This window comes from Streptomyces scabichelini, assembly GCF_011045015.1.
In the GTDB taxonomy this organism is placed as follows: Bacteria; Actinomycetota; Actinomycetes; order Streptomycetales; family Streptomycetaceae; genus Streptomyces; species Streptomyces scabichelini.
The window spans coordinates 1-25,862 of record NZ_JAAKZY010000149.1 but is presented as its reverse complement, the minus strand read 5'-3'; the positions used below and the strand labels follow the sequence as shown (position 1 = coordinate 25,862).

General features: G+C 70.1%; 20 protein-coding genes. 13 read left to right on the top strand and 7 right to left on the bottom strand.

Translation table 11 applies throughout. From position 1 onward, the window contains the following. The 5 genes from G5C60_RS34870 to G5C60_RS34850 all read right to left on the bottom strand — a co-directional run. Positions 1-472, bottom strand: a 472-nt coding sequence (locus G5C60_RS34870; protein WP_338146021.1) for an NADH-quinone oxidoreductase subunit NuoE family protein, incomplete at its 3' end; no start/stop codon positions are given. A gap of 4 nt (positions 473-476) precedes the next feature. Further along, positions 477-2,426, bottom strand: coding sequence for a molybdopterin oxidoreductase family protein (locus G5C60_RS34865; RefSeq protein ID WP_165265304.1), 1,950 nt, complete (start codon positions 2,424-2,426; stop codon positions 477-479). After that, a complete protein-coding gene (locus G5C60_RS34860; protein ID WP_165265302.1) occupies positions 2,423-3,394 on the bottom strand; it encodes a 2-dehydropantoate 2-reductase in 972 nt (323 codons plus the stop codon). Before G5C60_RS34860 ends, G5C60_RS34865 begins: the two co-directional genes overlap by 4 nt. A 197-nt stretch (positions 3,395-3,591) precedes the next feature. Beyond that, on the bottom strand, positions 3,592-5,172 hold the full coding sequence (locus tag G5C60_RS34855) for a carboxylesterase/lipase family protein (protein WP_165265300.1): 1,581 nt from the start codon (positions 5,170-5,172) through the stop codon (positions 3,592-3,594). Next, positions 5,172-7,655, bottom strand: a complete 2,484-nt coding sequence (locus G5C60_RS34850) for a beta-glucosidase family protein (protein WP_165265298.1) — start codon at positions 7,653-7,655, stop codon at positions 5,172-5,174. The genes G5C60_RS34855 and G5C60_RS34850 overlap by 1 nt, the downstream gene beginning before the upstream one ends. 467 nt (positions 7,656-8,122) lie before the next feature. Here G5C60_RS34850 and G5C60_RS34845 point away from each other — a divergent pair, with 467 nt between their 5' ends. The 4 genes from G5C60_RS34845 (at position 8,123) to G5C60_RS34830 (ending at position 11,459) form a co-directional block, all read left to right on the top strand. Further along, complete coding sequence (locus G5C60_RS34845; protein WP_165265296.1) at positions 8,123-9,451, top strand: OFA family MFS transporter; 1,329 nt, start codon at positions 8,123-8,125, stop codon at positions 9,449-9,451. Continuing rightward, a complete protein-coding gene (locus G5C60_RS34840; RefSeq protein WP_165265294.1) occupies positions 9,423-9,572 on the top strand; it encodes an MFS transporter small subunit in 150 nt (49 codons plus the stop codon). The genes G5C60_RS34845 and G5C60_RS34840 overlap by 29 nt, the downstream gene beginning before the upstream one ends. Before the next feature lie 135 nt (positions 9,573-9,707). Beyond that, complete coding sequence (locus G5C60_RS34835) at positions 9,708-10,646, top strand: beta-ketoacyl-ACP synthase III (protein WP_165265292.1); 939 nt, start codon at positions 9,708-9,710, stop codon at positions 10,644-10,646. 135 nt (positions 10,647-10,781) lie between these two features. Next, a complete protein-coding gene (locus G5C60_RS34830; RefSeq protein WP_165265290.1) occupies positions 10,782-11,459 on the top strand; it encodes a GntR family transcriptional regulator in 678 nt (225 codons plus the stop codon). A gap of 25 nt (positions 11,460-11,484) precedes the next feature. On the opposite strand, the gene G5C60_RS34825 is transcribed toward G5C60_RS34830, so the two are convergent. Continuing rightward, positions 11,485-11,922, bottom strand: coding sequence for a PaaI family thioesterase (locus G5C60_RS34825; RefSeq protein ID WP_165265288.1), 438 nt, complete (start codon positions 11,920-11,922; stop codon positions 11,485-11,487). 151 nt (positions 11,923-12,073) lie between these two features. After that, the gene (locus G5C60_RS34820; protein WP_165265286.1) at positions 12,074-12,913 is read right to left on the bottom strand and encodes an NAD(P)H-binding protein; all 840 of its coding nucleotides are present in this window, start codon (positions 12,911-12,913) and stop codon (positions 12,074-12,076) included. A gap of 227 nt (positions 12,914-13,140) precedes the next feature. On the opposite strand from G5C60_RS34820, the gene G5C60_RS34815 reads away from it, so the two are divergent. The 9 genes from G5C60_RS34815 to G5C60_RS34775 all read left to right on the top strand — a co-directional run. Next, a complete protein-coding gene (locus tag G5C60_RS34815; protein ID WP_165265306.1) occupies positions 13,141-14,322 on the top strand; it encodes an ROK family transcriptional regulator in 1,182 nt (393 codons plus the stop codon). A gap of 219 nt (positions 14,323-14,541) precedes the next feature. Then, entirely contained in the window at positions 14,542-16,062 is a 1,521-nt protein-coding gene (locus tag G5C60_RS34810; RefSeq protein WP_165265284.1) for a sugar ABC transporter ATP-binding protein, read from the top strand. Continuing rightward, on the top strand, positions 16,059-17,078 hold the full coding sequence (locus tag G5C60_RS34805) for an ABC transporter permease (protein ID WP_165265282.1): 1,020 nt from the start codon (positions 16,059-16,061) through the stop codon (positions 17,076-17,078). The genes G5C60_RS34810 and G5C60_RS34805 overlap by 4 nt, the downstream gene beginning before the upstream one ends. 17 nt (positions 17,079-17,095) lie before the next feature. Continuing rightward, on the top strand, positions 17,096-18,133 hold the full coding sequence (locus G5C60_RS34800; protein WP_165265280.1) for a substrate-binding domain-containing protein: 1,038 nt from the start codon (positions 17,096-17,098) through the stop codon (positions 18,131-18,133). A gap of 162 nt (positions 18,134-18,295) precedes the next feature. Further along, on the top strand, positions 18,296-19,516 hold the full coding sequence (locus tag G5C60_RS34795; protein WP_165265278.1) for a Gfo/Idh/MocA family protein: 1,221 nt from the start codon (positions 18,296-18,298) through the stop codon (positions 19,514-19,516). A 14-nt stretch (positions 19,517-19,530) separates the two neighbouring features. Further along, positions 19,531-20,535, top strand: a complete 1,005-nt coding sequence (locus G5C60_RS34790) for a sugar phosphate isomerase/epimerase family protein (RefSeq protein WP_165265276.1) — start codon at positions 19,531-19,533, stop codon at positions 20,533-20,535. A gap of 87 nt (positions 20,536-20,622) precedes the next feature. Then, the gene (locus G5C60_RS34785) at positions 20,623-23,142 is read left to right on the top strand and encodes a PQQ-dependent sugar dehydrogenase (protein WP_165265274.1); all 2,520 of its coding nucleotides are present in this window, start codon (positions 20,623-20,625) and stop codon (positions 23,140-23,142) included. Between the two features lie 14 nt (positions 23,143-23,156). Next, a complete protein-coding gene (locus G5C60_RS34780) occupies positions 23,157-24,554 on the top strand; it encodes a ThuA domain-containing protein (RefSeq protein WP_165265272.1) in 1,398 nt (465 codons plus the stop codon). Between the two features lie 154 nt (positions 24,555-24,708). Then, positions 24,709-25,862, top strand: a 1,154-nt coding sequence (locus tag G5C60_RS34775) for an inositol-3-phosphate synthase (protein WP_165265270.1), incomplete at its 3' end; no start/stop codon positions are given.

Below are 25,862 nucleotides of genomic sequence, written 5' to 3'. Positions count from 1 at the left end.
CCACCAACGCCGCCGGCGCCCGCTCGCACAACCCGAGGCAAGGGCTCCGCTCGACCGACACCCCGCTCCCGAGCCCCAGCCGCGCCTCGACCCCGGCGCACAGCTCCGCCGCCCCCGCACCCGCGCAAGCGAGATCGGTGCACACGTGCAGCACCGTCGCAGGCCGCGGCTTCACCGAGAACATGGCATAGAACGTGGCGACCCCGTACGCCTCCGCCGGCGGCACCGTCAGCCGACGGCACAGGTAGTCAAGGGCACCCTCACTGATCCACCCGACGCGATCGTTGATCGCGTGCAGCCCCGGCAACAGCAGGTCACGACGATCCCGCGCCGCACGGCCCCCACGTGCCCACCTCAGGTCGGCGTCGGACCGGTCCGCGCCCTCCCACGACGTCTCCGGAGGCCCGAGCAGCGCGTCGACCGCAGCTCGTTCCTCGTCCGTGGGCTTGCTGTCACCGAAGTGCAGATCCACCAGATCACCTCACCTGAGTCGCAACCGGAAGCTTCTCGATCCGGATCGCCGACGCCTTGAACTCCGCCGTCCCCGCGATCGGGCAGTTCGCCTCGATCGTCAGCTGGTTGGTGTCCACCTCGTCGGGAAAATGCATGGTCATGAACGCGAGTCCGGGCCGCAGCGCCGGATCGACCCAGACCGGTGCCACCACAGCACCGCGCCGGGACGACACCTGGACCTCCTCGCCCACCACGACGCCGTAGCGCTCCGCGTCCTCCGGACACAGCTCGACGTACTCCCCGCGCCGCAGCGGTGAAGCGAAACCGCCGCTCTGCACACCGGTGTTGTACGAGTCGAGCCGTCGCCCGGTGGTGAGACGGATCGGGTACTCCTCGTCCGTCAGGTCGACCGGCGGATCGTGCTGGACGAGCCCGAAGGGCGCGAGACGGCCGCGACGAACGGGATCCGCGTCCCACAACCGGCCGTGCAGGTACGTCGGTTCGAGCCGTTCCGTGTCCGGGCACGGCCACTGGATGCCCTGATGCTCCTCCAGGCGCTCGTACGTCATCCCGTAGTGGTCCGGCGACACCGACCGCAGCTCGTTCCATACAGCCTCGGAGTCCGTGTACTTCCACTCGTGGCCGAGCCGGGCGGCCAGCTCGCAGATGATGTCGATGTCCTCGCGGGCCTCGCCGGGCGGAGTGACGGCCGCCCGGACGCGCTGAACCCGCCGCTCACTGTTGGTGGTTGTGCCGTCCGTCTCGGCCCAGCCGGCGGTCGCGGGCAGCACCACATCGGCCAGCTCGGCGGTCTTCGTCAGGAAGATGTCCTGGACGACGAGGAAGTCCAGGGCCCGCAGCCGCCGTACCGCCTGCTCGCTGTCGGCCTCCGACTGCGCCGGGTTCTCCCCGATGCAGTAGACGGCCTTGAGCGTGCCCTCCTCCATGGCCTCGAACATCTCCGTCAGGTTCAGCCCGTAGTGCGGCTGAATGACGGTGTCCCAGGCCGACTCGAACTTCAGGCGCGTGTCGGGATCGAGGATGTCCTGGAAGCCGGGCAGCCGGTTCGGGATGGCGCCCATGTCGCCGCCGCCCTGCACGTTGTTCTGGCCGCGCAGCGGCTGCAACCCCGAGCCGAAGCGCCCCACATGGCCCGTCAGCAGGGACAGGTTGATGAGCGCGCGTACGTTGTCCGTGCCGTTGTGGTGCTCGGTGATGCCGAGCGTCCAGCACAGCTGGGCGCGCTCGGCGCGGGCGTACGCGTGCGCCAACTCCCGGATTGCGGCGGCCGGTACGCCCGTCACCTTCTCGGCGAGCGACAGCGTCCAGGGCTCGACGAGCTGCTTGTACTCATCGAAGCCGGTCGTCGCCCGCTCGATGAAGGCATCGTTCGCAAGGCCGGCGTGGATGATCTCGCGGCCGATCGCGTGCGCCATCGGGATGTCCGTGCCGACGTTCAGGCCGAGCCAGCTCTCCGCCCACTCGGCCGTGGACGTGCGGCGCGGATCGACGGCGTACATACGGGCGCCGTTCCTGATCCCCTTGAGCACGTGCTGGAAGAAGATCGGGTGCGCGAAACGGGCGTTGGAGCCCCACATCACGATGAGGTCGGTGTGTTCGACCTCCCCGTATGATGACGTCCCGCCGCCCGAGCCGAACGCGGCCGAGAGGCCCGCGACGCTCGGGGCGTGGCAGGTGCGGTTACAGGAGTCGACGTTGTTGGTGCCCATGACGACGCGCGCGAACTTCTGCGCCACATAGTTCATTTCGTTGGTCGCGCGGGCGCAGGAGAACATGCCGAACGCGCCGCGCGCCGTGGAGAGTCCCCGGGCGGCGCGGTCCAGCGCCTCGTCCCAGGTCGCCTGCCGGAAGGGCTCGTCGCGTGAGTCGCGGACGAGTGGATGAGTAAGTCGGGTGTACGTCTTGGGAGTTCGGTCGCGTTTGCTGGTACGGCTACTGCTGGTACGGCTCATGCGGCGGTCCTCAATGCGAGCAGGTCCGAGATGGCGTGGACGGTGCGGAGTGTGGGCACCTCGACGCCGGTGATCTCCGCCAACTCGACGACGGCGGCGAGGAGTACGTCGAGTTCGAGCGGCTTGCCGCGCTCCAGGTCCTGAAGCGTCGAGGTGCGGTGGTCGCCGACGCGTTCCGCGCCGGCCAGCCGCCGTTCGATGGAGACACCGACCTCGCAGCCCAGCGCCCGGGCGACCGCCAGGGTCTCGGTCATCATGATCTCGATGACCTTGCGGGTGCCGCCGTGCAGGCACATCTGCCGCATGGTCGCTCGGGCCAGGGCGCTGATGGGGTTGAAGGAGATGTTGCCGAGCAGTTTGAGCCAGACGTCGTTGCGCAGGTCAGGCTCGATCGGGCACTTGAGCCCGCCGGCCCGCATGGCCTCGCTGAACGCGGTGCAACGCGCCGAGACCGAGCGGTCGGGCTCGCCGATGGAGAACCGGGTGCCTTCGAGATGGCGTACGACTCCCGGTCCCGCCAGCTCGGTTGCGGCATAGACCACGCACCCGACGGCCCGTTCGGGCGCGAGCACCGCACTGACCGCGCCGTCCGGGTCCACGCTCTCCACACGGTGGCCGTCGTGCGGGCCGCCGTGCCGGTGGAAGTACCACCAGGGGATGCCGTTCTGAGCGGCGACCACCGCCGTCGTGTCGTGCAGGAGAGGCTCGATCAGCGGCCCGCACGCCGCGTACGAGTTGGCCTTCAGACCAAGGAAGACGAAGTCGGCCGGGCCGACCTCGGCCGGGTCGTCGGTGACGTGGGCCCGTGCGGTGAAGTCGCCGCGTGGGCTGAGCACTTGCACTCCGTACTGCCTCATGGCCGCCAGATGCGGTCCACGGGCGATGAGATGCACATCGGCGCCCGCGCGATGCAGCGCGGCGCCGACGTAGGCGCCGATCGCACCGGCGCCGAGAACTGCCACTTTCACTTGAGGGTCTCCGTTCGGTCGAGGGATACCGCGGAGGTGACTGTGGTGTCGAAATCTGTCGACGGAATATTGTCTACAGTATGGAAGTTAGGGCAGCAAGGGTTCGCGCAGCACGAGGGCGTCGACGGACGTCGCGCACAGGTCGACGCCGTCGCACATGTTGACCATGACGACGGCGCCGATGTACCCACTTGGGACTACACGGACGGCTGAGGCTCCCAAAGGCCGCACTGGTGCTCACGGTGGACGGTCGTGCTCTGGCTGTTCCCGCCCTGGGAAGGGGTTCGCAGGGAGAGCACCCTCTCCTGCCCGTCCGGCATCGTCGGCTGCCCGTCGGCACGTGGCACACCGTTCCGGATGAACGACCCCCAGTACTGGACCATCTGCCGCGAGAGCACTCGCTGTTCGGCGTTCAGCGGGGACTCCAGACCGAAGTGCTTGAAGAGGTACTGCACCTCGTTCACGTGGGTCGCGCCGAAGTCGAAGTCCGTGCCGAGGTTCCGCAGGGAGGCGAAGGGCGGTGAGGTGCGGTCGGCGAACTCGTACGCGTAGACCGGGCCGCGGGCCGCGAGCACGTCGTCGAGCCGGAGCGCCGGGCAGGCCATCAGATAGTCCCCGTAGGCGGTGGCGTACGCGAGGGTCGGCGACGCGTAGTCCGACAGCGGGTAGCGCCGCAGTACCCGCTCGCCCTGCTTCGCACCGAACGCGGCCCGTACCGCCTCGGGATACCGCTCGGCTGTGAGCGGCGTCCCGTTCGCGTCGAACTGAGCGAAGGCGAACATCCGCCCCTCGTCCTGGTTCGCTCCGTTGAGTACGGGGACGCGGGCGGCCGCCCCCTTCGTAAATGCCTCGGAGGGCTGCACGGGAAGGAAGTCGCCGCCCACCACGGGTCCCCAGGGGAAGCCGGCCTGGGCGGCGAGGACTTCCTCGGCGGACTTGCCGCGCAGACAGGTGACGCTCGTACATCCCAGCTTCTCCATGAAGGCCGTGCCTTGAGCCACTGCCTCCTTGCGCGTGCGGGCCGCGCAGTCCGCATACGCCCCGCTCTGGACGATTCCCGCGCGGTACAGGCCACGGGATCCCGGCGAAGCCATCTGGGTGCAGACGGAGCGGCCGCCCGCGGATTCGCCCGCGATGGTGACGCGGCCCGGATCGCCGCCGAAGCGGCCGATGTTGGCGCGTACCCAGCGCAGGGCCGCCTGCTGGTCGAGCATGCCGAAGTTGCCCGAGACACCGTCGTGCGCCTCGCGGTCGAGTCCGGCAGTGGAGAGGAAACCCATCGCGCCCAGGCGGTAGTTGACGGTCACCACGACCGTGCCCGTCTGCCGCGCGAAGGTGTCGGGCACGATGTCCTCGCCCGCTCCCGCGGTGAGCCCGCCGCCGTGCAGCCAGACCATGACCGGACGTCGTCCGGCGCCTTCGGGGACGTACACGTTGAGGTCGAGGCAGTCCTCGGTGTGGCTGGGCTTCTCGTAGCCGGGGTCCCAACTCTTGGTCTGCACACAGCGGTTGCCGAAGTCGCTCGCACTACGCACGCCGTGCCACGGCTCCACCGGCCGTGGGTCCTGCCAGCGGAGGCCGCCGACGGGCGGCTGCGCGTAGGGGATGCCGAGGAACTGCCGCCCCTCGGCGGTGGTTTCACCGCGGACCCAGCCCTGCTCGGTCCGGATGAGGGGCGGGGCCTGAGCGGCCGAGGCAGGTACCGCCGCTGTGGACGCGGACGTAGCGGTGAGGAGGGTGGTGGCCAGTGCGATCAGCACGATGGCGAGACGGCGCATCACGCGTGCACCTCCACGGCGGTACGCAGGCGCAGATCGCCCGCCGAGGCCCCGACCCACACGGTGCGCCGGCCGGTGCCCAGCACCCAGTCGTCCCGCTCGGCGTCCCACGAGGAGAGAGCGCGCTTGTCGACGCGCACGGTGACCCGGCGCCTTTCCCCCGCCCGTAGGCCGAGTCGCCGATAGCCCGCCAACACCCTTACCGCCTGGTCGAGTTGGAGTTCCGGCGAGGGGCCCACATATACCTGTGGGATGTCGATGCCGTCGCGCCAACCGGTGTTGCGCACGGTGAAGGTCACCTCCAGTCCCTGCCCTGATCCGCGTACGCGTAGGTCGTCGTAGGAGAAGGTGGTGTACGAGAGGCCGTGCCCGAAGGGGAACAGCGGACGCACGCCCTGGGCGTCGTACCAGCGGTAGCCGACATGGACGCCCTCCGAGTACTCCTGGGTGCCGTTCACGCCCGGGTAGCGGCGCGGGTCGCCGGCGACGGGGTGGTGATCGTCGTCCGCCGGGAAGGACTGGGTGAGACGGCCGCCGGGGTCGCAGTCGCCGAACAGGACGGCGGCGGTGGCGGCCGCGCCTTCCTGGCCCGGGTAGTACATCTGCAGCACCGCGGCGGTGCGCTCCAGCCAGGGCATCGACGTCGAGGACGAGGTGTTGAGGACGACGGTGGTACGGGGATTCGCGGCCGTCACCGCCTCGATGAGACCCACCTGGTGACCGGGCAGCGCGACGGTCGTGCGGTCCTGGCCCTCGGTGGCGTCCTCGTACGCGAACAGCACCACACTGCGGGCGGCGCGCGCCACGCGCACAGCCTGGGCGACGTCCTGGGCACGGGTCGCGCCGGTGACACGCCGCAGCCGGAACACCTGCCCCTCGTCGCCGCCCTGCGCGGTGATCTCCACCTTGTGCGGGCCTTTCGCAAGGTCGACTGTCTTACGTCGCACGGCGAGCCCGTCGGGTGCCGCCGACACGAGGCCGCCCGTGAAGTACTCGCCGAAGTCGGGCAGCACCGGGAAGAGTTCCTCCTCGTCGAGGACGACCTTGGGGCGCGTAGTGCCCGAGTAGTGGATGACGAAGGTCCACTCGTCGGCGTCCTCGGCGGTGAGCGTTCCCTCGTACGTCCAGGTTTTCCCGGCGGCGACCCGCTGCCCCTCGGGGTCGAGGCCGGGCGAGAGCGCGCCCTTCGGGATGGCCTTGCCGAAGAGGTCCTCGCCCAGTGCGTACGACACCCGGGCGCCGTGCCCCGCGCGGGACTTGATGGTGTCGAGCGGACTGTCGGCCCGGTCCGGAATGACATGGGCGCTGCCGCCGCCGCTGACGAACGGGACGGAGCCGGTGGGTCCGACGACGGCGATACTGCGGGCTGCGGGACCGGTCAGGGGCAGCGTGCGGTTCTCGTTGCGCAGCAGCGTGGCTCCGGCCTTGGCGACCTCCAGGGCGACCGCCGCGCCCGCCGCCGGGTCGCGGTCCGGACGGGGCGGGGCGCTGCCGTCGAGCAGCCCGAAGCCGTCCATCACCGCGAGGGTGCGACGTACGGCGCGGTCGAGGTACTCCTCGGAGACACTGCCGTTCTCGACTGCCGTCTTCAGGGCCTTGCCCAGGTACTTGCCGTCCGGCATCTCCATGTCGAGGCCGGCGGTGATCGCGGCGACGGTGCTGTGGGTGGCGTACCAGTCGGACATCACCCAGCCCTCGAAGCCCCAGCGGTCGCGCAGGATGTCGGTGAGGAGTTCCTGGTTCTCGCAGGCGTAGGTGCCCTTGACCTTGTTGTAGGCACCCATGAACGCGCCCGTGCCGGCGCGGACGGCGGACTCGAAGCCGCGCAGTTCGACCTCGTTCATCGTCTGCTCGTCGACCCGCACGTCTATGGTCATGCGGTCCTTCTCCTGGTTGTTCATCGCATAGTGCTTGACCGTCGCGATGAGGCCCTCGCCCTGGATGCCCTTGATTTCCTGGGCCACCAGGTCGGCGGAGAGCAGCGGGTCCTCGCTGAAGGTCTCGAAGTTGCGGCCCGCGTACGGGGTGCGGATGACGTTGACCATCGGTGAGAGCAGTACGTCCTGGCCGAGGGCGCGGCCCTCGCGGCCGATGACCTGGCCGTAGCGGCGGGCCAGTTCGGGATCGAAGGCGGAGGCGAGCAGGACGGGGGCGGGCAGGGCCGTGGCGTTCCGGGTGATACGGACTCCGGCGGGGCCGTCGGCGAGGCGGAGCGGGGGGATGGCGAGGCGCTCCACGCCGGGGATGTATCCGGCCTGGCCGAGCGAATCCGGGTCGGTGGCGCCGTGCAGCAGCGAGATCTTCTCGTCGAGCGTGAGCTTGGCGATCAGGCCTTCCACGCGCGGGCCCGCGCTCGGTTCGGCTCTCTCGTGCGCGGTGGTGGGCGAGGAGGTGGTGAATCCGGTTGAGGTGGCCGCGGCTGCGACCGCGATCGAACCGCCCAGCAGACGCAGGGCCGATCGCCGGGACACGGTGTCGGACATGAGCCGTCACTCCTTCGGTACACGGGCACGTCGTTGTGGGGCCGCGTGTACACGTGTCATCAACGGCAGTCGGCGTTCGACCCTTGAACGTGCCCTGTCTCAGGACTGATTGATGTGCCGTCAGATGCCACGGGTACGCAGCGGAAGCTACGGCCGGCGATGACTCGTGTCAATGAAGTGAACAGCAGACACCTGAATCCCCCACAAGAACCGAAAGAATCGTGCCAGGGAGGACGTTCGCGTGGCGCCGTGCAGAGGACCCTCCGCGAAGACGTGACATGACGGTGGTCGAGCGGACTTGCCGAAGTGCCGAAGTCCGGGACGGGGTGCGCCAAAAGCGCCACGGATGCCGCCCGTCGGCCCCCGACGACCGTTCGTCGCGTCCGGGATACCGTTCATCGCATACGGTCGACGCGTTCGGCGGGCCGACTTCCCAACTCGGCGACAGATTCCTATCGTTCGGGATCATGAGTCCACCCATAGCGCCACCCGGCTGGAGCCGCTGGCTAGTCCCACCCGCGGCCCTGTCGGTCCACCTCTCCATCGGCCAGGCCTACGCCTGGTCCGTGTTCAAGCCGCCCCTGGAGTCCGCGCTCGACCTCAGCGGCACGCAGAGCGCGCTGCCCTTCCAACTCGGCATCGTGATGCTCGGGTTGTCCGCCGCGTTCGGCGGCACGCTCGTCGAGCGCAACGGGCCGCGCTGGGCGATGACCGTGGCCCTGTGCTGCTTCTCCTCCGGCTTCCTGCTCTCCGCACTCGGGGCCGCCACCGAGCAGTACTGGCTGATCGTCCTCGGCTACGGCTTCGTCGGCGGCATCGGCCTCGGCATCGGCTACATCTCACCCGTCTCGACGCTCATCAAGTGGTTCCCGGACAGGCCCGGCATGGCCACCGGCATCGCCATCATGGGCTTCGGCGGCGGAGCGCTGATCGCCTCGCCCTGGTCCGCGCAGATGCTGGAGTCGTTCGGCTCCGACAGCTCGGGTATCGCGCTGGCGTTCCTCGTGCACGGGCTGACGTACGCCGTGTTCATGTTGCTCGGCGTTCTGCTGGTCCGCGTGCCGCGCACCGAGAAGCCGGTCGCCTCCGGACCGAGCGCCTACGAGGGCGTCCAGGTCTCGGCCCGCAACGCCGTACGCACCCCGCAGTTCTGGTGCCTGTGGATCATCCTCTGCATGAACGTGACCGCGGGCATCGGCATCCTGGAGAAGGCCGCCCCGATGATCACGGACTTCTTCGCGGACACCTCGACACCCGTGTCGGCGTCGGCGGCGGCCGGGTTCGTCGCACTGCTCTCGGCGGCCAACATGGCGGGCCGTATCGTCTGGTCGTCGACGTCCGACCTGGTCGGACGCAAGAACATCTACCGCCTCTACCTGGGTGCGGGCGCGCTGATGTACGCGCTCATCGCCTGGGTCGGGGACTCCTCGAAGCCGCTGTTCATCATCTGCGCGCTGGTGATCCTCTCCTTCTACGGGGGCGGCTTCGCGACCATCCCCGCGTATCTGAAGGACCTCTTCGGGACCTACCAGGTCGGCGCGATCCACGGGCGGCTGCTCACCGCCTGGTCGACCGCCGGAGTCCTCGGACCGCTGATCGTCAACTGGATCGCGGACCGGCAGGAGGAGGCGGGCAAGTCCGGCGAGTCCCTGTACGGAACGTCCCTGATCATCATGATCGGGCTGCTGGTCATCGGCTTCGTCGCCAACGAACTCGTACGTCCCGTCCATGCCCGCCACCACATCCCCGCCCCGAGGGAGGCCGCCGATGTCCACGAGCGAAAGCAGTCCGCCTAGCCCTGGCACTCCGCCCGGCCGCCGGGGGCTGATCGCCTTCTCCTGGGTGTGGGTGGGGGCGCCGCTCGCCTACGGTCTGTACGAGCTGGTGCAGAAGGCGACGCAGCTGTTCACCGGGTAAGTGCTCGGGTGTCCGAGCGTTCAACAGAAGCCGACAAGGCTGACGCCGCTTTCCTGTGGCTTCACCTGTCCTCGTACCCGTGAGTACCTGATCAGACTGGTGGGTCCTACACCCAGGCAACGAGGGGGACCGCCCATGATCGGCTCACGCATCGCCGCAGTCGGCCATTACCAGCCCGCCAAGGTACTCACCAACGAGGACCTGGCGGGCTTGGTCGACACCAGCGACGAGTGGATCAGGAGCCGGGTGGGCATCCGTACACGCCACATCGCCGGGCCCGACGAACCGGTCGACGAGCTGGCCGCGCACGCCGCCGCCAAGGCCCTCGCGGCGGCCGGTCTCGTACCCGGCGACATCGACCTCGTCCTGGTGGCCACCTCCACCGCGGTCGACCGTTCGCCGAACATGGCCGCCCGCGTCGCCGCCCGCCTCGGCATTCCGTCGGCGGCCACCATGGACCTCAACGTCGTCTGCGCGGGCTTCACGCACGCGCTGGCCACCGCCGACCACGCCGTACGCGCCGGTGGCGCGACCCGGGTGCTCGTCATCGGCGCCGACAAGATGTCCGACGTGGCCGACTGGACGGACCGTACGACCTGCGTGCTCGTCGGGGACGGGGCGGGAGCCGCGGTGGTCGAGGCCGCCGAGGAGGTCGGCATCGGCCCTGTCCTGTGGGGTTCCGTGCCCGAGATGGGTCATGCCGTACGGATCGAGGGCACCCCTTCGCGGTTCGCGCAGGAGGGCCAGAGCGTCTACCGGTGGGCCACCACCCAGCTCCCGCCCATCGCGCGCAAGGCGTGCGAGCGTGCGGGCCTGGACCCCGAGGACCTCGCCGCGGTCGTCCTGCACCAGGCGAACCTGCGGATCATCGAGCCGCTCGCCGAGAAGATCGGCGCCGTGAACGCCGTCGTCGCGCGCGATGTCGCCGAGTCCGGCAACACCTCCGCGGCGAGCATCCCGCTCGCCTTCTCGAAGCTCGTCGAACGCGGCGAGATCTCCGCGGGCGACCCGGTGCTGCTGTTCGGCTTCGGCGGCAATCTGTCGTACGCCGGGCAGGTGGTCCGCTGCCCGTGACGTGCGGGTACGACGTGGTGTGACGAGACCGACTCCCCCTCGCCCTGGCCGCCCAGCGCCGTAGACTGTAGACGAAAGACAATTGATACTGGCTTTCCGGCTGCTGCGCTGCCGTTGCCCAGGAGGGGGACCGCGATGTTGTCGACAGGACTGCCGCAGGGGGCGGTACCCAAACTCGAACGGCCGGGGCCGCTGCGCGACCGCGTCTACGAGGCGCTGCTCGAACTCATCACGACGCGCGCCCTCCAGCCCGGACAGCACCTGGTCGAGAGCGAACTCGCCGGGCACCTCGGGGTCTCCCGGCAGCCCGTGCGCGAGGCCTTGCAGCGGCTGAACACCGAGGGCTGGGTCGATCTGCGGCCCGCGCAGGGCGCGTTCGTGCACGAGCCGACCGAGGAGGAGGCGGACCAGCTCCTCACGGTCCGTACGCTCCTGGAGGCCGAGGCCGCCCGGCTCGCCGCGGCCAACGCGGGCAGCGCCGGCATCAGCGTCCTGGAGGAGCTGTGCGCCGAGGGCGAGCGGGCGGTCGCCGCCGACGACGTGGACGGCGCGGTCGCGATGAACGCCCGCTTCCACGCGAAGGTCATGGAACTGGCGGGCAACGCGGTCCTCGCCGAACTCGCAGGCCAGGTCGACCGCCGCGTCCGCTGGTACTACACACCGGTCGCCCGCCAGCGCGGCCGGCAGTCCTGGATCGAACACCGCGACCTGATCGCCGCGATCGCGTCCCGCGACGAGCAGCGCGCGACGGAGATCATGCGCGCCCACACGGAGCACACACGCAGGACGTACCACGCGCGGCAGGGCGCATAGCGCCGTTTCGGGTACGGTGCTCGCCTCAGCTTCCCCGTACGGCCTGTACCGCCTGTACGGCCTGAACCGCCTGGGTCTGTGTCGTCTGCCCCACCCGCCGCCCGTCGGCGTCGTACAGATCCGTCTGTACGACGACGAACGAGCGGCCCACATGCAGTGGGCGGGACTCGGCGCGGGCATGGCCGGAGCGGACCGCGCGGAAGAAGTTGGTCTTGGACTCGACGGTCGACGTGGCCGCGTCCGGCGGCAGGTTGAGGAACGCGCACACCGCGCCCGCCGTGTCGGCGAGCGTCATCAGCGCCCCACCGTGCAGGACACCGCCCGCCGTGCACAGGTCCGGCGACCACGGCAGCGTGCCCGCGACGCGATCCGGCCCGGCCGCCTCCAGGCGGATGCCGAGCCGGGCGCCGAACGGCAGGGCGGCAAGCAGTTCCTCGGGGGCCGGGGCCGGCTTCTCGGGCATGGCGGGACCTCTCGGGATGGGACGGCATGAGGCAGTACGCCGACGGGCCGTACGCCGGCAGGCAGTACGCCATCGGGCAATACGCCATCAGCCTGGCCGGGCATCCCGCGAGCGTCGATTACCTCCGAGGTAACGAGGTGACGGCCCGGCGTCAGAACGCGTCCGCGTGCTCCCGCGCCCACTCCCGGAACGTACGCGGCGGTCGTCCCGTCACCTCCTCGACCGTCGGCACGACCTGCGACTCGTCCAGGATCCCGTCGGCGAAGAAGCGGAGGAACGCGGCGGCGTAGGGAGCCGGGAAGGCGGCCCCCAGCGCCGCACGCGCCTCCTCGTCTGTGAGCCCGACGGTACGCAGGTCACGGCCCAGGACCTCGCCGAGGACGGCGACCCGGTCGGCGGGCAGCAGGGACTGAGGCCCCGTCAGGATGTAGGCGCGGCCCTCGTGTTCGGACGAGGGTGAGAGAAGAGCGCGGGCTGCCACCTGGGCGATGTCGTACGGGTCGATGTCCGCCGTACGGACTCCCGGAAACGGCACGCGCACCTCGTCCCCCTTGCGGATCTGGTCCGCGAGAGACAGCGCGTTGGCCATGAAGCTGACCGGCCGCAGGAAGGTCCAGGCGAGCCCGGACGCGCGCACCGCGTCCTCCGCCGCCCGCATATAGCTGGTGACCGCGTTGTCGGCGTGGTCGCCTTCGAGCTCCGCCGACTTGCCCGAGAGCATCACGACCCGCTCGACACCCGCCGCCCGCGCGTCGGCGAGGATCGTCCGCTGACCCTCGAACCCCGGCATCAGGAACAGGGCGCGCACACCGTCGAGCGCGTCCCGCACCGTCTCCGGGTGGTTCAGGTCGCCGGCCACGGCCTCGGCGCCCTGTGGCAGCCCGTCCGCCGCGCCCGCACGGCTCAGCGCACGCACCGGCTCACCCGCGGCGGCCACCGCGCGTACCACTCCGGCACCTACGTTCCCGGTGGCACCCGTCACCAAAATCATGAATTTCCCCCATCTATGGTCGCGGACCACGGCAGCCCGGACACCGTGCCCATCCTGCTGCGCCGGGCCGCAGAGAGCCAGCACCCCAACTCCCTTTGTCCTCTGAGTGGAAGAAGTCATCATCAATTCGTGCGCAACTTCTTCCCAGCTTCGGCAGCCACTGCTACGTTCCCCTCGAAAGCCAGACGAAGCGGTGCCGATGAGGCGGGGAGGGGCTCGTGAGACGTATGACGGCGCGACCCGCGAACGCCCACCAGGCGCGGCTGCTCCGGCTGTTGCGTGATGACGGCCCCAACTCCCGGGCCCAGCTGGGCGATCGGGTCGACCTCTCGCGGTCCAAGCTGGCGGTGGAGGTCGAACGGCTCCTGGAGACGGGGCTCGTGGTGGCCGACGGACTCGCCGCCTCGCGCGGTGGCCGCCGCTCCCACAACATCCGGCTCGCGCCCGCCCTGCGCTTCCTGGGCGTGGACATCGGCGCGACGTCGATAGACGTGGCCGTCACCAACGCCGAGTTGGAGGTACTGGGACACATCAACCAGCCCATGGACGTACGCGAGGGCCCGGTCGCGGTCTTCGAGCAAGTCCTGTCCATGGCAGCGAAGTTGAAGGCCTCGGGGCTCGCGGAAGGCTTCGACGGCGCCGGCATCGGAGTGCCCGGCCCCGTCCGCTTCCCCGAGGGCGTCCCCGTCGCCCCGCCGATCATGCCGGGCTGGGACGGCTTCCCGGTGCGCGAGGCGCTGAGTCAGGACCTCGGCTGCCCCGTCATGGTCGACAACGACGTGAACCTGATGGCGATGGGGGAGCAGCACGCGGGCGTCGCACGCACCGTGGGCGACTTCCTCTGCGTCAAGATCGGTACCGGCATCGGCTGCGGCATCGTCGTCGGCGGTGAGGTCTACCGCGGTACGACGGGCAGCGCCGGCGACATCGGCCACATCCTCGCGGTACCCGACGGCCGCCAGTGCGCCTGCGGCAACCGGGGCTGCCTGGAAGCCCACTTCAGCGGCGCCGCGCTCGCCCGCGACGCCACGGAGGCAGCCCAGCAGGGGCTGTCGGCCGAACTCGCGACCCGCCTGGAGACGAACGGCAGCCTCAGCGCCGTCGACGTCGCCGCCGCGGCCGTCGCGGGCGACGCCACGGCCCTCGACCTGATCCGCGAGGGCGGCAACCGCACCGGCCAGGTCATCGCCGGCCTGGTCAGCTTCTTCAACCCGGGCCTGGTGGTGATCGGCGGCGGAGTGACCGGCCTCGGCCACACCCTGCTCGCCGCGATCCGCACCCAGGTCTACCGCCAGTCGCTGCCGCTGGCGACCGGCAATCTCCCGATCGTTCTGGGTGAGTTGGGCCCCACCGCCGGAGTCATCGGCGCGGCCCGGCTCATCAGCGACCACCTGTTCTCACCGGCATGAGCCGCGTGATCCGCACGTACCGCAGTACGCGCAGTACCCGCACGACACGTAAGAGCCGCACCACCTCGCACGACGCGTAAGAGCCGCACCACCTTTCACGACGCGTAAGAGCCGCACCATCTCGCACCACGCGTAAGAGCCGCACCATCCCGCAGGACGCGCCGCGCCCTGCCCCGCCCTGCCCTGAAACCGGCCGCACGCCCGCCAAGGGGAACCGTCATGGCACCAGAACCACCGCTGCTCACCATGTCCGGCATCACCAAGTCGTTCCCCGGTGTCCGCGCACTCGACGGCGTCGACCTCGACGTCCAGAGCGGCGAGGTGCACTGCCTGCTAGGCCAGAACGGCGCCGGAAAGTCCACCCTCATCAAGGTCCTGGCCGGCGCCCACCAGCCGGACGAGGGCACCATCACCTGGCGCGGCACACCTGTCACCCTCCGCTCGCCCATCGCCGCCATGCGCCTCGGCATCGCCACCATCTACCAGGAACTCGACCTGGTGGAGGGCCTGTCGGTGGCCGAGAACGTCTACCTGGGCCATGAACCGACGGCCGCCGGTTTCGTCGTACGAGGCAAGGACGGGCGCGCCTCAACATCCGCACTGCTCAAGCGACTTGGGCACCCGGAGATCGATCCGGCGCGACTCGTCGGCGACTTGTCCGCCGCCCACCAGCAGATCGTGTCCATGGCCCGGGCGCTCTCCCACGACGTGCGCCTCATCGTCATGGACGAGCCGTCCGCCGCCCTCGACCCCGACGAGGTCGACAACCTCTTCCGCATCGTCGGCGACCTCACCGCCGACGGCGTCGCCGTCGTCTACATCTCGCACCGCCTGGAGGAGATCCGCCGCATCGGCGACCGCGTGACCGTGCTCAAGGACGGGCGCGCGGTGGCGGGCGGGCTGCCCGCGAAGTCGACGCCGACGAGCGAGGTGGTCTCGCTGATGACGGGGCGCAACGTCGAGTACGCCTTCCCGGACCGGCCGCCGCGGGACCAAGCGCTTCCCGACCCTGTCCTTGAGGTCAAAGGCCTCGCCCGCGACGGCGAGTTCGCACCCTTGGACCTCACCTTGCGCCCCGGCGAGATCGTCGGTCTCGCGGGACTCGTCGGTTCCGGCCGCTCGGAGATCCTGGAGACCATCTACGGCGCGCGCAAGCCGAGCGCCGGGCAAGTCCTCGTCAGCGGCGCGCGGTTGAAGCCGGGCAGCGTACGCGCCGCCGTCCGCGCCGGACTCGGGCTCGCCCCCGAGGAACGCAAGGCGCAGGCCCTGCTGATGCTGGAGTCCGTCACGCGGAACGTGTCGGTGTCCTCCATGTCCCGCTTCTCGTACGGAGGCTGGCTCGACCGGAGCGCCGAACGGGACGCGGCGCACAAGGCGACGCGCGAGCTGTCGCTGCGCCCCGACAACCCGTCCGCACTGATCCGCACGCTCTCCGGCGGCAACCAGCAGAAGGCCGTCCTGGCCCGCTGGCTGCTGCGCGGCTGCCGGGTGCTGCTGCTCGACGAGCCCACCCGCGGTGTCGACGTAGGCGCCCGCGCCGAGTTGTACGCCGTCATCCGCCGCCTCGCCGACGAAGGCCTGGCCGTGCTCCTGGTCTCCAGCGAAGTACCCGAAGTCCTCGGCCTCGCCGACCGCGTCCTGGTGCTCCGCGAGGGCCACGTCGTGCACACGGCGCCCGCCCGGGAGCTCGACGAACACCGCGTACTCGACCTCGTCATGGAAGGAACTCCGGCGTCATGACGCAGCACGCATCACCACCCCGGGACGACACCCCGAAGATGTCGCCGGTGCAGGGACCCAGCCCGTGGCGGGCACTCGCGGTCCGTACCGACGTCCGCACCCTCTCGCTGCTCGGCGTGCTCGCCGCCCTGATCCTCATCGGCGGCATCACCAAGCCCGACCAGTTCCTCGACACCCGCAACCTCCAGCTCGTCCTCACCCAGGCGTCGATCATCGGCGTCGTCACCGTCGGCATGACCTTCGTCATCATGTCCGGCGGCATCGACCTGTCCGTCGGCGCGATCGTGGCACTGGCCTCGGTGTGGGCCACGACGGTCGCCACCCAGGAGTATGGCTTCGCGGGCATCTTCTTCACGGCGGTGATCGTCGGCGTGGGGTGCGGGCTCGTGAACGGCCTCCTCATCGCGTACGGCGGCATGGTCCCGTTCATCGCCACGCTCGCCATGCTCGCCTCCGCCCGTGGACTCGCCCTTCAGATCACCGACGGGAACACGCAGATCGTCACCGTCGACGGGTTGCTGGACCTCGGCAAGCGCGACTCCTACGTGCTCGGCATCCCGCCCCTTGTCATGGTCTTCGCGGTGGTCACCGTCATCGGCTGGCTCGCCCTCAACCGCACCACCTTCGGGCGGCGGACCGTGGCCGTCGGCGGCAACGCGGAGGCGGCCCGGCTCGCCGGCATCGACGTACGACGCCAGCGGCTGTACCTGTATCTGCTCTCCGGACTGTGCTGCGGCATCGCCGCGTTCCTGCTGATCATCCTGTCCGGCTCGGGGCAGAGCACCAACGGCAACCTGTACGAACTCGACGCCATCGCGGCCGCGATCATCGGCGGCACGCTGCTCAGCGGGGGACGCGGCACCATCACCGGCTCGGTGCTCGGTGTCCTGATCTTCACCACGATCAACAACATCTTCGCCCTGAACAACCTGCAGAGCGACGTCCAGCAGATCGCCAAGGGCGCGATCATCGTCGCCGCCGTGCTCGTCCAACGCCGTACCGCAAGCACGACTTGAGGAAAGGGTTCACCGCCATGCCAGAGCTCACGAGCCGCAGAGGACTGCTCTTCGGCACCGCCGCCGTCGGGGCCGGTGCCCTCCTCGCCGGCTGCACCAGCAACGAATCCGACGACGAGCCGGCCTCGAACGACCAGCCCGCCGCCGACGACAAGCCCGGCAAGCCGGTCACCATCGGCTTCGCGGGCCCGCAGGCCGACCACGGCTGGCTGAACGCCATCAACGACAACGCCAAGAACCAGGCGAAGAAGTACAAGGACGTCACCCTGGAGATCACCGAGGGCTCCAACGACACCGCCGCGCAGATCGGCCAGATCGAGACCCTGATCAACAAGAAGGTCGACGTCCTGGTGATACTGCCGGCCGACGGCAAGGCCCTCACCCAGATCGGCCTTCAGGCGATGCGCGCCGGCATCCCCGTCGTCAACCTCGACCGGATCTTCAACACCCCGCAGGCGTACCGCTGCTGGATCGGCGGCGACAACTACGGCATGGGCCTGAACGCCGGTCACTACATCGGCGAGAAGCTCAAGGACAAGAAGAACGCCCGGGTCATCGAACTCGCGGGCATCGACAACCTGGAGCTCACCCAGCAGCGTACGCAGGGCTTCGACGCGGCCCTCAAGAACTACCCGAACATCAAGAAGGTCGCCCGGCAGTCCGCCGACTTCACCGTCGAGTCGGGGCAGGCCAAGATGTCCCAGCTGCTGCAGGCCCAGTCGAACTTCGACGCCCTGTGGAACCACGACGACGACCAGGGCGTGGGCGCGCTGCGCGCCATCGACCAGGCCGGACGCGACGACTTCCTGATGGTCGGCGGCGCGGGCGCGCTGTCCGCCTTCCAGGCCATCAAGAAGGACGACGGCGTCCTCAAGGCCACCGTCCTCTACCCGCCGACCATGGCCGCCTCCGCGATCGACCTCGCCCGCGCCCTCGGCCAGGGCAAGGGCATCGGCGGCCTCGCCGAGTTCGAGATCCCGGCGTCCATGACGCTCTACTCGGCCGTCGTCGACAAGGAGAACGTCGACCAGTACATGCCCACCGGCTTCAAGTGACAGCCCCGTTAGGGGCGCGGGGAACTGCGCGACCAGCCACGACGGACCCGCAGATTCCCGACCGCATTTCCCGCGGAGCGCCCGGCGGAGCGCCCCGCGGAGCGCCCGGCGGAGCGCCCCGCACACCCCCCACCGCGCCACGACGACGAGGAGGACTTCCCGATGGGACAGCCGCAGCAGCCCGACGAGGCTGAAGGAGGGTCGGCGGCCGAGAGGCCGTCACTGGGCGTCGGCATGGTCGGATACGCGTTCATGGGCGCCGCCCACTCCCAGGGCTGGCGCACCGTGGGCCGCGTCTTCGACCTGGCACGCCGACCCGTCCTCGCCGCCGTCTGCGGCCGCGACGGACAGGCCGTCCGGGCGGCGGCCGACCGGCTCGGCTGGGCGGCCGCCGAGACCGACTGGCGGGCGCTGATCGCCCGGGACGACGTCGACCTCGTCGACATCTGCACACCGGGCGACAGCCACGCCGAGATCGCCCTGGCCGCCCTGGCCGCGGGCAAGCACGTGCTGTGCGAGAAGCCCCTCGCGAACACGGTGGAGGAGGCCGAGGCGATGGCCGAGGCCGCCGAAGCCGCCGCCGGGCGCGGCCAGGTGGCGATGGTCGGCTTCAACTACCGCCGGGTGCCCGCCACTTCGCTCGCCCGGAAGATGGTCGCCGAGGGCCGCATCGGCGCCCTGCGTCACGTACGGGTGACATACCTTCAGGACTGGCTGGTGGACCCGGAGTTCCCGCTGACCTGGCGGCTGCGCAAGGAGACGGCGGGCTCGGGCGCGCTCGGCGATCTGGGCGCGCACATCGTCGACCTCGCGCAGTACCTCGTGGGGGAGTCGCTGGTGGGAGTGTCCGCGCTCACCGAGACGTTCGTACGGGAAAGGCCGCTGCCCGGCGGAGCGACCAGCGGACTGTCCGCCGTCTCCTCCGACGGAGTCGGCCAGGTCACCGTGGACGACGCCGCCCTGTTCACCGGCCGGTTCACCTCGGGCGCACTCGCCTCCTTCGAGGCCACCCGGTACGCGACCGGCCGCAAGAACTCCCTGTGCATCGAACTCAACGGTGAGAAGGGTTCGTTGGCCTTCGACCTGGAGCGGCTCAACGAGCTCTCGTACCACGACGGCACGGAGCCCGGCACGCACGCGGGCTTCCGCCGCATCCTCGTCACCGAGCCCGATCACCCCTACCTGGAGGCCTGGTGGCCGCCCGGTCACGGTCTCGGCTACGAGCACACCTTCGTCCACCAGGCCCGGGACCTGGTGAACGCCATCGCCGAGGGCAGCGCTCCGGTGCCCTCGTTCGCCGACGGGCTGCAGGTGCAGCGCGTGCTCGCGGCGGTCGAGGAGAGCGCCGCGAAGAACTCCGTCTACACACCCGTGGTGGTCTGAGGAGGGCCTGACCCATGCCCCGCAATTTCACACTCTTCACCGGCCAGTGGGCCGACCTGCCCCTGGAGGAGGTCTGCCGGCTCGCCCGCGACTTCGGCTACGACGGACTCGAACTCGCCTGCTGGGGCGACCACTTCGAGGTCGACAAGGCCCTCGCGGACTCCTCGTACCTCGACTCCCGCCGCCAGCTGCTCGACAAGTACGGCCTCAAGTGCTGGGCCATCTCCAACCATCTGGTCGGCCAGGCGGTGTGTGACGCCATCATCGACGAACGCCACCAGGCGATCCTGCCGGCCCGCATCTGGGGCGACGGCGAGGCGGAAGGCGTACGACAGCGGGCGGCGTCCGAGATCGCCGACACCGCACGAGCCGCGGCCGCCTTCGGCGTCGACACCGTCATCGGCTTCACCGGGTCCGCGATCTGGCACCTGGTCGCGATGTTCCCGCCCGCGCCCGAGTCGATGATCGAGCGCGGCTACGAGGACTTCGCCATGCGCTGGAACCCCATCCTCGACGTCTTCGACCACGAGGGCGTGCGGTTCGCCCACGAGGTCCACCCGAGCGAGATCGCGTACGACTACTGGACAACTCAGCGCGCGCTGGAGGCAGTTGACCACCGACCGGCGTTCGGCCTGAACTTCGACCCCTCGCATTTCGTCTGGCAGGACCTCGACCCCGTCGGCTTCCTGTGGGACTTCCGCGACCGGATCTACCACGTCGACTGCAAGGAAGCGCGCAAGCGCCTCGACGGACGCAACGGACGCCTCGGCTCACACCTGCCGTGGGGCGACCCGCGCCGCGGCTGGGACTTCGTGTCGGCCGGGCACGGCGACGTCCCGTGGGAGGACGTCTTCCGGATGCTGCGCTCCATCGACTACACGGGCCCCATCTCCGTCGAGTGGGAGGACGCGGGCATGGACCGGCTCCAGGGCGCACCCGAGGCACTCACCCGGCTCAAGGCATACGACTTCGAGCCGCCGACGGCGTCCTTCGACGCGGCGTTCGGCGGCAACGACTAGCCACCCCCTCGCAGAGTCTCCGGGGTGACGGCGCACCCCGGCGTAACGCACCCGCATGTACAACTGGCCCCATTCTGGAGGCAACCCGTGCACGCGAACGATCCCACCAGCACCAACAGAACCGAGAGTCACAGACGACGCCCCAGATTCCGCAAGACGCTCGCCCTGCTCACGGGCGCGCTCCTCGCGGGCGCGTCCCTCGGCCTGGCCACGCCCCAGGCGGGCGCCGCCGTCGCCGACCCGGGCGCCGCGCCTGCCGCACCCGCGGCGGCCGCCGCGGCCGAGGACTTCCAGCAGGTCACCCTCGCCAAGGGCGAACCCGAGACCGGTGAGCCCATGTCGCTCGCCGTCCTCCCGGACCGCTCGGTCCTGCACACCTCGCGTGACGGCGAACTCCGCCTCACCGACGCCGCGGGCAACACCAAACTCGCGGGCAAGCTCGCCGTCTACTCGCACGACGAGGAAGGCCTGCAGGGTGTCGGCGTCGACCCCGGCTTCGCCGACAACCGCTTCATCTACCTCTACTACGCCCCGCCGCTGAACACCCCGGCGGGCGACGCCCCCGAGACGGGCACCGCGGCCGACTTCGCGCCCTTCGACGGCGTCAACCGGCTCTCCCGCTTCGTCCTGAAGGCCGACGGCACCCTCGACAACGCCAGCGAGAAGAAGATCCTCGACGTCCCGGCGACCCGCGGCATCTGCTGCCACGTCGGCGGCGACATCGACTTCGACGCGCAGGGGAACCTCTACCTGTCGACCGGTGACGACTCCAACCCGTTCCAGTCGGACGGCTACACCCCGATCGACGAGCGCGCCAACCGCAACCCGGCCTTCGACGCCCAGCGCACCGCCGGCAACACCAACGACCTGCGCGGCAAGATCCTGCGCGTCAAGGTGAACGCCGACGGCTCGTACGCCATCCCCGACGGCAACCTCTTCGCGCCCGGCACGGACAAGACGCGCCCCGAGATCTACGCGATGGGCCTGCGCAACCCGTTCCGCTTCAGCGTCGACAAGAAGACGGGGATCCTGTACGTGGGTGAGTACGGCCCGGACGCCGGTGCCGCCAGTGCCACGCGCGGTCCCGCCGGCCAGGTCGAGTTCGCCCGCATCACCAAGCCCGGCAACTTCGGCTGGCCGTACTGCACGGGCGACAACGACGCCTATGTCGACTACGACTTCGCGACCGGCGCCTCGGGCGCGGCCTTCGACTGCGCCGCCCCCAAGAACACCTCGCCGAACAACACCGGCCTGACCGACCTGCCCCCGGCGCAGCCCGCCTGGATTCCGTACGACGGCCCGTCCGTACCGGAGTTCGGCGACGGCTCCGAGTCCCCGATGGGCGGCCCGGTCTACCACTACGACCCCGACCTCGACTCGCCGGTCAAGTTCCCCGAGGCGTACGACGGCGACTTCTTCGCCGGGGAGTTCGGCCGCCGCTGGATCAAGCGGATCTCGTCGGACGCCGACGGCACCGTGCAGTCCATCAACGACATCCCGTGGACCGGCACCCAGATCATGGACATGGAGTTCGGACCGGACGGCGCGCTGTACGTCCTCGACTACGGCATCTCGTGGTTCGGCGGCGACGAGTACTCCGGCCTGTACCGGATCGAGAACGCGACGGACGGCCACTCTCCCGTCGCGGAGGCCTCGGCCGACCGCACGTCGGGCCAGGCACCGCTGAAGGTGAAGTTCTCCTCCGCCGGGACCAGCGACGCCGACGGTGACGCCCTCACCTACAGCTGGGACTTCGGCGACGGCGCCAAGTCGACCTCGGCGAACCCGACGCACACGTACAAGAAGAACGGCACGTACACAGCGACGCTCACGGCCAAGGACCCCAGCGGCCGCACCGGCAGCGCGAGCGTGCAGGTCGTCGTGGGCAACACGGCGCCGAAGGTGACCCTGGACCTGCCGCGTGACGGGCAACTGTTCAAGTTCGGTGACGCAATCCCCTTCAAGGTGCGGGTGACGGACCCGGAGGACGGCACCATCGACTGCGCCAAGGTGAAGGTCACCTTCATCCTCGGCCACGACAGCCACGGTCACCCGGTGACCTCGGCGAACGGCTGCTCCGGCACGATCCAGACCAGCGCCGACGGCGGCCATGACGAGAACGCGAACATATTCGGCGTCTTCGACGCGGAGTACACCGACGGCGGTGGCGGCGGCCAGGAGGCGCTCACCACTCACGACCAGGCCGCCGTACAGCCCACGCACCGGCAGGCCGAGCACTTCGGTAAGGCCTCGGGAGCCGGGGTGCAGTCGCGTGCCACCGCGCACGGCGGCAAGACCGTCGCCTTCATCGGCGACGGCGACTGGATCTCCTTCGAGCCGTATGTCCTGAGCAACGCCACGAAGATCACGGCGCGGGTTGGCTCCCCCGGCGGGGGCGGAAAGCTGGAGGTCCGCGCGGGCTCGCCCACGGGAACTCTCCTCGGCACCGCGACGGTCCCGAAGACCGGCGGCTGGGAGAACTACCAGGACATCAGCGCGTCCCTGACGAAGGCACCGCGCGGGACGACCAAGCTCTACCTCGTCTACAAGGGACGAGGAAGCAGCACGCTGTACGAGGTGGACGACTTCACCTTCACGACCCGCTGAGGGGGTGGGCTGTCATGCGAGCAACAGGCAGAACGGTGACCGCGGTTGTGGGCGCGGCCCTGCTCATCGGGTGTGTGTCGGGGCCGGCCTCGTCCAAGGGGCCCGAGCCGACCGCGTCCGAGCCGAAGGGTGGCAAGGGGAGCCGGGTCCTGGTGTTCTCCAAGACCGCCGGGTTCCGTCACGACTCCATCCCCGAAGGGGTCGCCGCCGTGAAGGACCTCGGTGCCGCGGGCGGCTTCGCGGTGGACGCGACGGAGGACGGGAGAGCTTTCACCTCCCGCAACCTCGCCAAGTACGACGCGGTCGTGTTCCTGTCCACCACCGGAGACGTGCTGAACGAAGCCCAGCAGAGCGCCTTCGAGGGCTACATCAAGCGCGGCGGCGGTTACGTGGGCATCCACGCGGCCGCCGACACCGAGTACGACTGGGCCTTCTACGGCGGCCTCGCCGGCGCCTACTTCAAGTCGCACCCGGCGATCCAGCCCGCGACCGTCCACGTCGAGGACCGGGCACATCCGGCGACCTCGCACCTGGGCGAAGCCTGGAACCGTACGGACGAGTGGTACGACTACCGCTCCAATCCCCGGGACCGGGCCCACGTCCTGGCCTCGCTCGACGAGTCGTCGTACACCGGCGGCACCATGAACGGCGACCATCCGATCGCCTGGTGCCAGAACTACCAGGGCGGCCGCGCCTTCTACACCGGGGGCGGCCACACCAAGGAGTCGTTCGCCGATCCCGCCTTCCGGCAGCACCTGCTGGGCGGCGTGCGCTGGGCGATCGGCTCCGCGGAGGCCGACTGCCGCCCGGAGAACGGCTACCGGCCGCTCTTCGACGGCACGGCCGAGTCACTGTCCGCGTGGAAGCAGGCGGGACCGGGCTCGTTCGGTCTGAGCGACGACGGCACTCTGACGTCGTCGGGCGGCCTGGGCATGCTCTGGTACGCCGGCTCGGGCTTCGGCTCGTACTCGCTGAAGCTCGACTGGAAGATGGCGAGTGCCTCCGGCGACGACAACTCCGGTGTCTTCGTGGGCTTCCCGGCCTCCGACGATCCCTGGTCGGCGGTCGACAATGGGTACGAGATCCAGATCGACGCCACGGACGCACCCGACCGCACCACCGGATCCGTGTACAGCTTCCAGTCCGCCGACCTCGAGAAGCGCGACCGTGCGCTGAACCCGCCGGGGGAGTGGAACACGTACGAGATCCGCGTGGAGGGCGAACGGCTCCGCATCTGGCTCAACGGCGTGAAGATCAACGATTTCACCAACACCGATCCCGCGCGGAGCCTGCGCGACGGTCATGTCGGCATCCAGAACCACGGAGCCGACGACCAGGTGTCCTTCCGCGACATCCGGATCAAGGAACTGCCCGTGAAGGCGTCGACGCGGTCGACTCCGCCGGGTGACTGAGCGACGGCGGGCGGGGGACGCCGGACCCCCGCCCGCCGTCTTTCCTTCCTCTGGTTCCTGTACGGCAGGTTCCGGTACGGCACATTCCGGTTTTCGCACGGTCGTTTGTTTCGCGCACGGCCCGTTTCGTTCGCGTACGACAAGGAGGCTGACCATGTCCGCCGAACCGTCCTCTTCCGAGTCCCGGGTGGGCGTGTGGCTGATCGGAGCGCGCGGCTCCGTGGCCACCACCGTCGTCGCGGGCTGCGCGGCCATGACCGCGGGCCTGCATCCGCCGACGGGCATGGTCACCGAGACCGACCTCTTCTGCGGCTCGGGACTGCCGCCGATGTCGTCCCTCGTCTTCGGCGGCCACGACACGATGGACTGCCCCCTGCCCAAACGCGCGGAGGCCCTGGCCGCCGGAGGCGTTCTGCCGCACGGCCTCCCGACGGCCGTGGCGGCCGAACTCGCCACCGCCGACCGGGAGATCAGGCCCGGCGGCCCCGCCTCCGGTGACACACGGGACACGGACGAACTCGTGGCCGCCTTCGCCGCGGACATGGAGGATTTCCTACGACGGCACGGTCTCGCGCGTGCAGTGGTGGTGAACGTGGCTTCCACGGAACCGGCGCCCACCGGGACCGAACTCCCGCCGAGCTCGCTCTACGCGGCGGCGGCCCTGCGGGCGGGGTGCCCGTATGTGAACTTCACGCCGTCGACGGGGCTGCACCATCCGGCGCTGGCCTCGGTTGCGGCATCGTGCGGCCTGCCCTCCGCGGGCCGCGACGGCAAGACGGGCCAGACCCTGCTGCGATCGGTCCTCGGCCCGATGTTCGCGCAGCGGGCGCTGGCGGTCCGCTCCTGGTCCGGCACGAACCTGCTGGGCGGCGGGGACGGCGCGGCACTGGCCGACCCGGCGGCCGCGGCGGCCAAGAACGCCGGCAAGGAACGCGTCCTCGCCGACACCCTCGGCACGGTCCCCGAGGGCGAGGTCCACATCGACGATGTACCGGCACTCGGCGACTGGAAGACCGCCTGGGACCACATCGCCTTCGACGGCTTCCTCGGTACGCGCATGATCCTCCAGACCACCTGGCAGGGCTGCGACTCCGCCCTCGCCGCTCCCCTGGTCCTGGACCTGGCCCGCCTGGTGGCCCGGGCCCACGAGACAGGCCTCTCGGGACCGTTGAGCGAACTGGGCTTCTACTTCAAGGACCCCGTGGGCGACGGACCTTCGGCGCTCGGGGAGCAGTACGCGGAACTGGCGCGGTTCGCGGGGCGGTTGCGGGGGGTTCGGGAGCCGCGAGGGTTCTCGGGGTCGGGGTC

What these genes read in the sequence shown, in the direction of transcription:
- G5C60_RS34865 (WP_165265304.1), bottom strand. Translation starts at nt 2,426, where the DNA reads ATGAGCCGTACCAGCAGTAGCCGTACCAGCAAACGCGACCGAACTCCC.
- G5C60_RS34855 (WP_165265300.1), bottom strand. Translation starts at nt 5,172, where the DNA reads ATGCGCCGTCTCGCCATCGTGCTGATCGCACTGGCCACCACCCTCCTC.
- G5C60_RS34850 (WP_165265298.1), bottom strand. Translation starts at nt 7,655, where the DNA reads ATGTCCGACACCGTGTCCCGGCGATCGGCCCTGCGTCTGCTGGGCGGT.
- G5C60_RS34845 (WP_165265296.1), top strand. Translation starts at nt 8,123, where the DNA reads ATGAGTCCACCCATAGCGCCACCCGGCTGGAGCCGCTGGCTAGTCCCA.
- G5C60_RS34840 (WP_165265294.1), top strand. Translation starts at nt 9,423, where the DNA reads ATGTCCACGAGCGAAAGCAGTCCGCCTAGCCCTGGCACTCCGCCCGGC.
- G5C60_RS34835 (WP_165265292.1), top strand. Translation starts at nt 9,708, where the DNA reads ATGATCGGCTCACGCATCGCCGCAGTCGGCCATTACCAGCCCGCCAAG.
- G5C60_RS34830 (WP_165265290.1), top strand. Translation starts at nt 10,782, where the DNA reads ATGTTGTCGACAGGACTGCCGCAGGGGGCGGTACCCAAACTCGAACGG.
- G5C60_RS34825 (WP_165265288.1), bottom strand. Translation starts at nt 11,922, where the DNA reads ATGCCCGAGAAGCCGGCCCCGGCCCCCGAGGAACTGCTTGCCGCCCTG.
- G5C60_RS34820 (WP_165265286.1), bottom strand. Translation starts at nt 12,913, where the DNA reads ATGATTTTGGTGACGGGTGCCACCGGGAACGTAGGTGCCGGAGTGGTA.
- G5C60_RS34815 (WP_165265306.1), top strand. Translation starts at nt 13,141, where the DNA reads ATGACGGCGCGACCCGCGAACGCCCACCAGGCGCGGCTGCTCCGGCTG.
- G5C60_RS34810 (WP_165265284.1), top strand. Translation starts at nt 14,542, where the DNA reads ATGGCACCAGAACCACCGCTGCTCACCATGTCCGGCATCACCAAGTCG.
- G5C60_RS34805 (WP_165265282.1), top strand. Translation starts at nt 16,059, where the DNA reads ATGACGCAGCACGCATCACCACCCCGGGACGACACCCCGAAGATGTCG.
- G5C60_RS34800 (WP_165265280.1), top strand. Translation starts at nt 17,096, where the DNA reads ATGCCAGAGCTCACGAGCCGCAGAGGACTGCTCTTCGGCACCGCCGCC.
- G5C60_RS34795 (WP_165265278.1), top strand. Translation starts at nt 18,296, where the DNA reads ATGGGACAGCCGCAGCAGCCCGACGAGGCTGAAGGAGGGTCGGCGGCC.
- G5C60_RS34790 (WP_165265276.1), top strand. Translation starts at nt 19,531, where the DNA reads ATGCCCCGCAATTTCACACTCTTCACCGGCCAGTGGGCCGACCTGCCC.
- G5C60_RS34780 (WP_165265272.1), top strand. Translation starts at nt 23,157, where the DNA reads ATGCGAGCAACAGGCAGAACGGTGACCGCGGTTGTGGGCGCGGCCCTG.